This is a genomic window from Caballeronia sp. INML3B (genome assembly GCF_023631305.1).
GTDB classification, from domain to species: Bacteria; Pseudomonadota; Gammaproteobacteria; order Burkholderiales; family Burkholderiaceae; genus Caballeronia; species Caballeronia turbans.
In genome coordinates this window covers 107,515-117,171 of record NZ_JALQDI010000048.1, presented here as the reverse complement: position 1 = coordinate 117,171, position 9,657 = coordinate 107,515, and the positions used below count along the sequence as shown (strand labels likewise).

Below are 9,657 nucleotides of genomic sequence, written 5' to 3'. Positions count from 1 at the left end.
TGTCTCCGTCAAGCTGAACGCGCCCATCATGCGTCGAAATATTCAGCAGTGGGAAACGGTTGTGCCGAGTCGCTTACGAACAGCGAACAAATTTTTTTTTGCTCAGACGTCGGCGGAGGCAGGCGAATGACTGCACCGCTCGGAAAAGAGCGCCTCGGTACTTTATCGAACGACCGACGGGTTTGGGTCGTGGGTGTGAGTTCGGACGAACTCGGGGGCGCGGTCTCCGTCTCAAGACGGCCCATGTCTGCAGCCCGCCATATCGCTGACGTAGAAGCGAAACACGTCGAACGTTGGCAATGGCCGAAGCGCCGGTGTCCGCCGTCGGCCAGGGTTCGGCGCGTCAGTCACTCGGGAGCATCAACCCTTTGCGACCGATGGCGACCATGCTTTCTGGTCGGTCTCAGCCGCGAATATAAACCCCGGCGAAGCTCAGGCGACCCGATAGCGAGCGCGGCTCGTCGCCATCCAGCACCATGCCGGCTCATGTTGACATGACGAAGTCAGGTAGAACGAACTGACCAAGCTCCTCAATGACGTCACCTGCGGCGCGTTGGCCGTATTTCAAATTGATGATCACATGGTTGACGCCGACCTCCTGCAAGGTGTGCAGCAGCGCGATCAAGTGAGATCGTCCCAGTTGATAGCCCAGATGGATCGACCGTGGTGGTGTCTGCGGGTTATCTGTCAGGTCGATGTATAGCGACTGGGTAAAGGGTTTGAACAGTTCACCGCATTCGGCACGAACCGCCGTGCGCCAGCGCTCGACAATCAGCTGCTGGGTCTTCGGTGCACGCGGATAGCTGATCCAGCCATGACTGCAGCGGGCAATCCACTCCAGCGTCTGGCGGCTATGGCCGGTGACGAAGAAAGGAATTTCAGCCGTAGTCGGCTTGGGAATCAGATCTGCCCCCTCGAGCTTGCCGCCGGACCAGGTCAAAGGCACGAAGCTCTTGAGCTGAACCTCGCGAAATACCTCGAGGTATTCGCGGAACAGGCTGCCGCGCTGCTCCGGGTCGACACCGAATGCTGGAAACTCTACTGGACGGTCACCGGAAGCCACGCCGAGTAACAGGCGGCCACCACTGAGCTGATCGACGCTAGTTGCAGCCTTGGCGGTGTGTAGGGGATTGCGGATTGGCAGGATGACCGACGCGGTACCCAACGCGATCGAGCGAGTGTGTGCCGCCATGAAACCCAGGTAGACCCAGGGATCGAAGACCTGGCCCGAATCACCGAAGGTGGGATCGCGTAACGGCACGTCGCGAAACCAGAGGGCCGAGAAACCCAGCTTCTCGGCACGTTGGGCCAGGCTTACTTGGTCGAGCATAGTCGGTGCATCGCCGGTAAAGGCCTCTAGGGGAAAGAAAAGACCTAGGCTCAGGCGGCCTTGGCGGTAGGTGCGCTGAAAGGCAGGTTGTTGCTGATAGGGAATGGAACTCGGAGTAAACATGCTTCTCCTACCTATTTCCGGATATAGATTTCCGAGGGGCTGAACAAACGCCTGCGATCCTGCTCTGGTGGCGTTAGCTCGCCGATTCTCTCCGTCGCGGCGCGCAACGCGAACGGAGCGCGGCCACCGCGTCGCCAATCGGTTCGCTGCCACCGGCAAATCCGACGATCGTGTTGACAAGGCCCACTCTGAGCGTTTCGAGCACGACGTCGGCAACATCTTCGCGCGAAACGGAGGCGCGAGCGGACTGCGCGTCGGTGGTGATCTCAATCGTCCCGGTGCCCGGCTCCATGGTCAGTGTGCCGGGACGCAGCACAAGATAATCGAGTCCACTGCGGATTAGATAGTCGTCCGATGCACGCTTCATCTGGGCGTAATGCTTAAGTGCATCCGGGGCGCGTTCGGGGGCGTAGGCCAGCAAGGTGCTGACGACGATGAAGCGGTCCGCACCATACTGTTTTGCACAAGTCACCGCCTTGATGATCGCGTCCCGGTCGATCTGACGCTCCTGCTCGGCGCCCTCAGTTTCAGCGGATCCAGCGGCAAAGATAACCGTATGTACCCCCGCGAGCGCCGCGCAAAAGTCCTGCGTCAGGTCGACGATCACGGGACTCGCGCCGAGGCCTTCGAAATGGGCCCGCTGCGCCTCGTCGCGTAGCAAGGCACGAAACGGCGTGCCCGCACGGTGCAATTTTTCTGCCACTAAGCGGCCGGTGCGGCCGGTGGCGCCAATTAATGCAATGCTCATCGTGTCACTCTAAGAACACATCTCGGCGGGATGCACGAGCTGTCGGTGTGCTGACCCGTTCCCGACGGCCATCAGCTACCGGAATCGCGGTCAAGGACGGCAGGGTTACGTTGTCTGGTTTCGTGCGCAGTTGGACGCAAAGGCGCAAGGCCGAGAGGAAGCGATATGTCCGGAACCCACTTCAGTTCCTACTCCGGGTACCGCTCGAGGTTTGCGTCGGTTCTGATCGTTGCTCCTTATCGGTTCGTTGATAGACTGAGCCGCGCAAGGGGACTGCGCCAGCGCCACACGAATCGATCCATCGTAACGCGTGCCCACGTGCATTTCTTCCCTTCGCCTGCGCAGTTATTGCGCAATGCTGCTTTCAGTTCATCCACCTTCCTTGCGAATAAACATGACGACTCCGCGACCGTGGAACGGCAGTGTCAACGCAAGGAACTGGGATGACGCCCGTCCCGCAGGACGCTTCGTAAGGCGCGACGACTCGAAATAGCGCCGCTGCGCCTCCGCGTCGAGCGTGCCGATGCGAGCGACGACTTCCCGCGCCTGACACGCCGGTAAATCAGACGAGCGCGTCGCGCGGGATATCGACATTCACGTTCTTGAGGTTGTGTTCTCGCGCGCATCGTACGCGCACGAAGCTGCGCAGGCGTTATGCAGTTTTCGACGGGCAGGGTGTTCATGCGTGCGACGGCAGCAAGTCCGGCACTCGAGCCCGGCGCGGCTACGACGGCAGCTTCGCCGCGAGTACATCGATGTTCATGATTTCCGGCGGTTTGGCGAAGAGATCGGGCGCCTTCGCCATCAGCGCCTCGGCTACCTTGCCGGAGAGGTGCGCCTGGCGTCCGGCATCGTCGGGGAACGCATCGAAGATGCCGTACACCGACGGCGCGATTTTCAGCCCGAACCACGCGATCGTCGCGGGTTCCTGCTCGACGAGCGGCAGTCCGCCCATCAGGAAGCTTTCGACTTCCTGCTCCTTGCCCGGCTTCGCTTCGAGCCGGACGAACAACGCGGTCTTGACCATGCCTGCCTCCTTGTTGATGCCGTTTGCGGGTATCGACGGGAATTCCAAACCGTCGCCGATGGTGTATTGATCGGAAGCGCCGTCGCACCAGCATATAGCGAAGAGTCTCCTGATACACAGTCTGATTTGAACATCCTTGGCGGGCTTCACCGTATTGATCGGCATTATCAACCCGCTCGGGGTCGCGTTCGTGTTTCTCGACGAATGGAAGGGCTTGCGGGCAACGGGCTGCCTTTGCTGCAGCCACATCGCGCCTGGCGCTGTGGGGACGTCATACTCTGCCGGCCACTGCGTCGTGGTCGCGGCCCAAGACCGACGTATCGCAGCGGTCGTGTCGATGACCCCCGCAATGGACGGCTTCGCCACGCTGCTGCACCTCATGCGCCAAGGCGAGATCGGTCTGCTGCTCTCTCGCGTGTTCGCGGTTTGATGCTGTCCGCAATCGTGGACACCGACACGGAAGTCCTCAGATCGCTGGGGGTACGACAAAGAGGCTGAGTCGAACAGGGCAGTTTCCGTGACAGAGTGCAGTCGGCCAAGAAGCGTCATTCGCTTGAGCCGTCGATCAGACGTTCAGACGTCGGTTTCACTCAGGACGCAGCCATTCGCGATGTCGCGCTCGAAATCAGCGTCGAGCTGTTTTCCATTGAAGGCCTGGCTGAAATAGCGGCCAGCAATGAATTTCCGGGACGGCTTTTTGCGAGTTCGTCGAACATCCGTAATGTGCGGACGTTCTTTTCGACGCACCGGCCGAAGTTCGAGGCGAACGCCCCGATTGTGAATCTTCGAAAGCGGCAGACTAGCTGAGGGCATGGCAGCGCCGCATCCGCCCCCCAATGGAGCGATGAACCGGGGTGAGCGCAGGATCGTGACACATCCGAGCAGAAACCGGAAAGAAGCGCGCGCGGGCGATGGCTAGACTGGCCGAGAGCGGGATCCCTACCGATGTGATCTGACGCCGACGCTTCGATGCATCTATGGCAGCACTCTTCGGGGCAAGTCAAAAGCAAGGAGCAAATATATGCCTGATACGGAAATCGCGCCGGGAAAAGCCGGGCAGCACGACGAGCAAATCGCACTACGCAAGCTGTTCGAACCCATAAAGGTGGGACCGCACAACCTGCGTCATTGTGTCGTAATGGCGCCGCTGACGCGATCGCGCGCGAGCCGCCCAGGCAACATACCGTCGCAGCTCAACGCCTGCTATTACGCGCAGCGCGCATCGTCCGCGCTCATCATCAGCGAGGCGACGCAGGTGTCGATGCAAGGGCAGGGCTATGCATGGACGCCTGGGATTCATACTCGCGAGCAGGTCGAAGGCTGGCGGCTGGTGGCGGACGCCGTGCATGAGGCGGGCGGGTTGATGTTCATGCAGCTCTGGCACGTCGGGCGCATATCGCACCCCTCGTTGCAGCCCGATGAAATGCTTCCCGTTGCGCCGTCTGCGGTCACGCCAAGAGCGGAGGCGTTCATCGAGAACGAGCGCGGCGAAGGTGTCGTCGCGCCCTGCGTCACGCCTCGCGCGCTGCAGGTCGAAGAGATGCCGTATCTCGTGCGCCAGTACTTCAGGGGTGCGCGCAACGCAAAGGCTGCCGGTATGGACGGCGTCGAAGTGCACGGAGCGAACGGGTATCTGCTCGACCAGTTTCTGCTGTCCGGCTCGAACCGCCGCACGGACGAATACGGCGGGTCGAGCGAGCGCCGGGCGAAGCTGCTCTTCGAGGTGATCGAAACGGTTTGCGAAGTGTGGGGCCCGGAAAAGGTCGGCGTACGGCTCTCGCCTCTCGGCACCTTCAACGACATGCATGACGACAATCCCGAGGCGACCTTCTCTTACGTCATCGAGAAGCTCAACCGATACGGGCTGGCTTATCTGCACATCGTCAATCCCGCGCTGGCGGCAACCGGCGAGGATGTCGCCTTCACGGAGCGCGCGAAACGCATGAACGAGCTGATACGCCGCACTTATCGTGGTGTGCTGATGGTCGCGGGCGGGTTCGACGGCAGCAGTGCGGAAAGGTGGCTCGAGGACGGCAACGCGGACCTGATTGCGTTTGGACGCCTGTTCATCGCTAATCCCGACCTGCCGGAACGCTTCCGGTCGCGCGCTCCGCTCAATTCGCCGGATCCGTCCACGTTCTACGGAGGCGGCGAGCGTGGGTATACCGACTATCCGTCGCTCGCGCAGGAGCGTGGGGAGGCCCCACGGTCCGTGATCGACGGACGTTGGAGATAGGCAATCGTTGGCCGGCGGGCTCTCATGCGTCACCCAAGGATTGCGATGTGCGCCGAGCCGGCCACCGATCACTTAGAGGCTCATATGGCTGACACTACCTGGGTTGTCGTTGCCGACGGCAGCCGTGCACGATTCTTTGAGACACCGGGACTCAAACTGGATTTGCGGGAAATCGAAGACCTGGTCAATATCGTCCCGAGTGGACTGGCGCTCAGCGAGAAGGATCGCGAAAAATTCGCGAAGACCGTCGCCAACTATGTCGAACAGGGACGGCTTCAACACCGATATCAACGATTGCGATTTGCCGTGGAGCCGAAGTTTCTCGGGATGCTGCGCGAGCGTCTGAGCGAGGAGACGCGTCAAATGATTTTTGAACAAATCGACGAAGATCTCTCGGCCCTCGATGCGCGCGAGATTCAAGCGCACCTGCAAAGGCATTGACGGCGACCTGCCAGATGCCATTTCGGGACCGCTACAAACGCTTCTTGCGAGGCTTGTCCAAGTACGCACCTCCTGAGCGCGATGACCCACCCCTTGGAATCGTTGTCGGCGTTCCTGGCCAACTGCGCGCCCTCCGGAATGACTGCGACAAATGGCGCACTTATGAGCATGGAGTGATTCACACCGAGGTCGTCACAGCCCGCGGCCTGCACAACTGACGTGCCCGCCGGTATAACGAGCCGAAGTCCCTGCACGGTATTCGGCCCGCCGTTGGTGAAGCGACGTTCATCGGTTGGCAGCGTAGCCCGGGTCCCGGCGAGACGGCGGAAAGCCGGCGCGCCTCGCTGCGAAGACAGTTGAAAAGGTGGCAGCGCATGTCATCGCCGTCGATGAAAGCGGTTGTACACCGAACGGCAAATGCGAGCGCGCCGTCCTTGTTCGCGAACAGGCCGAGCTTGCCGAGCGACGTTGCATGCCCGTTCTCGTCGAGGATTGAGGCTGTAGCCATGACGGTGCGTCCTGCCGACGCAACACGCTTGATCGATCCGTGACGTACGTCGCCAGCTGCGAAGTCGGCGAGGGCGCAAGGGCTGTGGCGCTGGTGCATCGCTATCTGAATAGCGTGTGAGCGTAAGCGCAACCTTGATCCGCACGTGCGCGCACCTGTCCGAGGAGTACGATCATGACCCCTGGTTGCACGCATCCAGGCGAGCCCGCATTCTCCACACGCCCATCGACTATTGCGTGGACTGCGTCAAGCTTCGCCAGCCGTGGGTACATTTGCGGCTTTGTCTTTTCGTGCGGACACTACCGCGGCCGCTTTCCATCTTTGACGGCTTCATGCGGGATATCGTCGAGGGCCATGGAAGCTGACGAGCTGTTTCCGATGTCGCCGTGTGCGCACCGCGCTACTTGATCTCGAGGCGCCGCTTCGCGGCGGGTTCATTCGCCGCTTTGGGCACCCGCACGGTGAGCACGCCGTTCTCGAAATTCGCTTCGGCGCGTTCTAGATCGACGCCGGAGGGTAGCGGAATCACGCGCTGGAACTGTCCGAACGCCCGCTCCACCCGGTAGCAGCCCTTCTCGTCGCCCTTCGATTCGATGCGCTTCTCGCCGGTCAGCACCAGCATGTCCTCAACGACTTCGAGCTCCACGTCCTCGCGCGACAGTCCTGGCAACTCGGCCACGATGCGAAGCGCGTCGCCGTCGTCGACCACATCGAGGCGCGGCTGAAAGCGGCTGGGGCTGAAGTCGCCGAACCAGTTGCCGATCGGTCCCATCCCGCCGAACGGATCGCGTATCAGGTCGGTGAGAAGATGCAGGGGATCGGGCAGCGGCCAACGCGCCGCATCGAACGATGCTGGCCATGTGGACGCGCCCGCATCCGAGGTCGACGGCGCGGGGGCTTGCTGCGAGGGCGGGGTGTTCAGCTTCGCGCCCGCGGCCTTTTCCTCCGGGCTCTTGCGCAGGAAGCGGAAGGGGTTCCACTTATCGAGGTCCAATAGCATCGCTATGCTCCTTGTCCGATGAGCCGTCAGAGCGGCCCGAATCTTCAGTGACTCCTGCCTTGGCGCTCGCGGCCGACGTCAGCCCTTTGCATATTCGAATTCCGGCAGCTTTTTCAGCGCATCCTTGTTAGCGCCGACCAGGATTGCCTTCGGCGCTATCTGCTTGAACTGCTGAATGGGGATGGCGACTCGGTGCGCCGCCATCCCGAGAAAGCCGCCGACGTCGATAATCGCGGCCGAGAGCGAGCCATCGGGCGCGACAATCAGGTCGTCGACGCGGCCGATCTTTTCGTTCTTTTCGTTGTAGACATCAGTGTGGATCATCTTCGATGCGCGCCAGCCTGTTGCGACCAATTGCGCTTCGGTGACGGTCACTCCGAGCGTCGCCTTGCCGGCGATGGGCGCATCCTGCGCGGTCGCGCCGCTGGCCACAAAGCCACCAGCGGATAGCGCCAGGATAAATGTCGACAGCCTTGCGGCCGATGCGAGGTTAGTCATCATGGCGTTCTCCAAAACGCGCAACGGATACGTGTACGCCGGGCGCAGGATGCGCTCATGAGTGCTGCGGCGTGTTTTGCTTGTCGCGAAGGACAGCGCTGCGCCAATTCCGTGCGCCGAGGCCCAGGACGAACAGAAGCGCGCCGGTCACGATGGCGTACGTGCCGATCATCCAGACGAGGGCAACGGCTCCAGCACCCGGGAAGGCCACCACGAAGATGCCGAACAGGACCGACAGGCTACCGACGCACAACAGCAGCCACTGCGTGCGGCCGTGCCTTTTCAGCCGAACCCAGGCGATGAGGTCGAGCACTCCGGTGACAATGGCGTTCGCGCCCATCACGGTGATCAAGACGAGCGCCGTGACGCCCGGCGCCGCGACGGCGATCAGGCCCGAAGCGATCGCGCACAGGCCGAGCAGCAAGGGAATCCACCAGTCGGTGCGGATCGAACGATGTCCTATCGCCGCGCTGACCGCCGCGACGCCTCCGATGAGTGCATACGCCGCGAACATCGCGACGAGAAGCAGCAGCGTGAGACCAGGCCAGAAGAGCGCAAGGAGGCCAAAAAGGATTCCCGCGGCGCCCCGCAGCGCGAGCATCCACCATGCGCGTCCGAGCAGTTCGTCCATCGGTTGGGTTCCTCAGCCGGATCGCCGGTATCCGGCTAATACAGCGCGTGCAGTTTTTGTTTAGTCAAGCCTACGTTCGCCAGGCGCGCTCTTCTTTCGAGTTCCTGCCCAAAGGTGTCGGACTTCTGCGTTTGTCGGTCGCTCACCGATCCAGTCGAAAGCGCATCGACAGATCGTAGGCGGTGATGCGCAAGGCGAATCGATATGGGTCCGGCATTGCCCAGTGACGTTGCGGGCAGCCGGTGAACGAGGGCTTGCTCCAGCTACTGATCTGGTCGCGAAAGGGTTCGAGTGTCGGAGTGAGCTTCTTGCGGCCCATGAGCCCGGCGCGCGCTATGTCGCGGTCGGAATCGCCTTGCCGCATACGGACAAGGACTTGGCGGTACTCAAACAATTCGAACCTCCGGTTGGCCCTGGGCGCTTCTCAGAAAAGAGCGAAGCGTGCCCAGTTGGGAGAGTTCGAACCGCGTTCTGCCACATGGCACAGGTGGCGCCTATACGCCGACCCTCCGCTGGCGCCTATGCGCCGATCACCAATTGGCTCCTATACGGCGATCCGTGACATATGGTTCGCGTCGAGGCCGGCAGTGCCCGTTTCGGGCCGCTCGACCCCTTGAAACCGCGCATCCAATAGGGGGACCTAATAAACCGCTTTTATGCGGTGGATAGGGTGTACAGTGAGCAACGGCCCTCACTTTGTCGGTCGGTCGTCAGAGGTAGTGATGCGATTGGCTTCCGAGATACCATCCTTTTCGGAAATGAGACTGTCTACCAACTGGCTCGTCAGGCGCGGCTCGGCAATCTCATTGTTGGGTCAGGCAGATCGACGGCGCAAAAGTAGCGATTTCCTGCAAACAGTATGACCATCTGATCGTGGCTCTCGATTTTCTCGAATGCGGGCCGCAGTTGCGATGCCGTCAGGCATCGCACATGTTTCCGGGCACATGTCGATGCCTAGGAAATTATCTTTCAGTCGACGGCGAAACGCACACGCAGGCCTGACTGGAAGTTCGAAAAATCGATATTCGGCCGCCGCTGACATGTTTTCGTGACTTTTCAAAGGCGGCACTAATCTCGGAAGTAGTCGACGCGCAAGGAGCCAGAAACCGCTGCGC

The 9,657-nt window shown here is 61.2% G+C and carries 10 protein-coding genes and 1 pseudogene; 4 read left to right on the top strand and 7 right to left on the bottom strand.

The annotated features are described in order from the left end of the window. Positions 1-484 precede the first annotated feature (484 nt). The 3 genes from NCS58_RS22255 to NCS58_RS22245 form a co-directional block, all read right to left on the bottom strand. Entirely contained in the window at positions 485-1,453 is a 969-nt protein-coding gene (locus NCS58_RS22255) for an LLM class oxidoreductase (RefSeq protein WP_061119020.1), read from the bottom strand. A 73-nt stretch (positions 1,454-1,526) separates the two neighbouring features. Beyond that, positions 1,527-2,201, bottom strand: coding sequence for an SDR family oxidoreductase (locus NCS58_RS22250; RefSeq protein ID WP_061119021.1), 675 nt, complete (start codon positions 2,199-2,201; stop codon positions 1,527-1,529). 724 nt (positions 2,202-2,925) lie between these two features. Then, on the bottom strand, positions 2,926-3,228 hold the full coding sequence (locus tag NCS58_RS22245) for a putative quinol monooxygenase (RefSeq protein WP_061119089.1): 303 nt from the start codon (positions 3,226-3,228) through the stop codon (positions 2,926-2,928). Positions 3,229-3,364: 136 nt separating this feature from the next. Between NCS58_RS22245 and NCS58_RS22240 the strand changes: the two genes are divergently transcribed. The 4 genes and pseudogenes from NCS58_RS22240 (at position 3,365) to NCS58_RS22225 (ending at position 5,905) form a co-directional block, all read left to right on the top strand. Continuing rightward, the gene (locus NCS58_RS22240) at positions 3,365-3,658 is read left to right on the top strand and encodes a hypothetical protein (RefSeq protein ID WP_250477572.1); all 294 of its coding nucleotides are present in this window, start codon (positions 3,365-3,367) and stop codon (positions 3,656-3,658) included. Between the two features lie 224 nt (positions 3,659-3,882). Then, a pseudogene (locus NCS58_RS22235) lies at positions 3,883-4,035 on the top strand (Lrp/AsnC family transcriptional regulator); the annotation flags it as partial. A gap of 214 nt (positions 4,036-4,249) precedes the next feature. After that, positions 4,250-5,464, top strand: coding sequence for an alkene reductase (locus NCS58_RS22230; RefSeq protein ID WP_250477571.1), 1,215 nt, complete (start codon positions 4,250-4,252; stop codon positions 5,462-5,464). 84 nt (positions 5,465-5,548) lie between these two features. After that, the gene (locus tag NCS58_RS22225) at positions 5,549-5,905 is read left to right on the top strand and encodes a host attachment protein (protein ID WP_061119091.1); all 357 of its coding nucleotides are present in this window, start codon (positions 5,549-5,551) and stop codon (positions 5,903-5,905) included. 908 nt (positions 5,906-6,813) lie between these two features. Here the strand turns inward: NCS58_RS22225 and NCS58_RS22220 are convergent. From NCS58_RS22220 to NCS58_RS22205, 4 genes are all read right to left on the bottom strand, one after another. Further along, positions 6,814-7,413: an Hsp20/alpha crystallin family protein gene (locus NCS58_RS22220; protein ID WP_061119024.1), complete on the bottom strand. Its 600-nt coding sequence runs from the start codon at positions 7,411-7,413 to the stop codon at positions 6,814-6,816. 78 nt (positions 7,414-7,491) lie between these two features. Then, positions 7,492-7,914 (bottom strand): PRC-barrel domain-containing protein, encoded by a 423-nt coding sequence (locus NCS58_RS22215; protein WP_250477570.1) that lies wholly within the window; start codon positions 7,912-7,914, stop codon positions 7,492-7,494. 52 nt (positions 7,915-7,966) lie between these two features. Continuing rightward, entirely contained in the window at positions 7,967-8,542 is a 576-nt protein-coding gene (locus NCS58_RS22210) for an HdeD family acid-resistance protein (RefSeq protein WP_061119025.1), read from the bottom strand. Positions 8,543-8,684: 142 nt separating this feature from the next. Then, positions 8,685-8,861, bottom strand: coding sequence for a hypothetical protein (locus tag NCS58_RS22205; RefSeq protein ID WP_250477653.1), 177 nt, complete (start codon positions 8,859-8,861; stop codon positions 8,685-8,687). Between the last annotated feature and the right edge of the window lie 796 nt (positions 8,862-9,657).

Coding starts and splice junctions, on each gene's coding strand:
- NCS58_RS22255 (WP_061119020.1), bottom strand. CDS start 1,453: ATGTTTACTCCGAGTTCCATTCCCTATCAGCAACAACCTGCCTTTCAG.
- NCS58_RS22250 (WP_061119021.1), bottom strand. CDS start 2,201: ATGAGCATTGCATTAATTGGCGCCACCGGCCGCACCGGCCGCTTAGTG.
- NCS58_RS22245 (WP_061119089.1), bottom strand. CDS start 3,228: ATGGTCAAGACCGCGTTGTTCGTCCGGCTCGAAGCGAAGCCGGGCAAG.
- NCS58_RS22230 (WP_250477571.1), top strand. CDS start 4,250: ATGCCTGATACGGAAATCGCGCCGGGAAAAGCCGGGCAGCACGACGAG.
- NCS58_RS22225 (WP_061119091.1), top strand. CDS start 5,549: ATGGCTGACACTACCTGGGTTGTCGTTGCCGACGGCAGCCGTGCACGA.
- NCS58_RS22220 (WP_061119024.1), bottom strand. CDS start 7,413: ATGCTATTGGACCTCGATAAGTGGAACCCCTTCCGCTTCCTGCGCAAG.
- NCS58_RS22215 (WP_250477570.1), bottom strand. CDS start 7,914: ATGATGACTAACCTCGCATCGGCCGCAAGGCTGTCGACATTTATCCTG.
- NCS58_RS22210 (WP_061119025.1), bottom strand. CDS start 8,542: ATGGACGAACTGCTCGGACGCGCATGGTGGATGCTCGCGCTGCGGGGC.
- NCS58_RS22205 (WP_250477653.1), bottom strand. CDS start 8,861: ATGGGCCGCAAGAAGCTCACTCCGACACTCGAACCCTTTCGCGACCAG.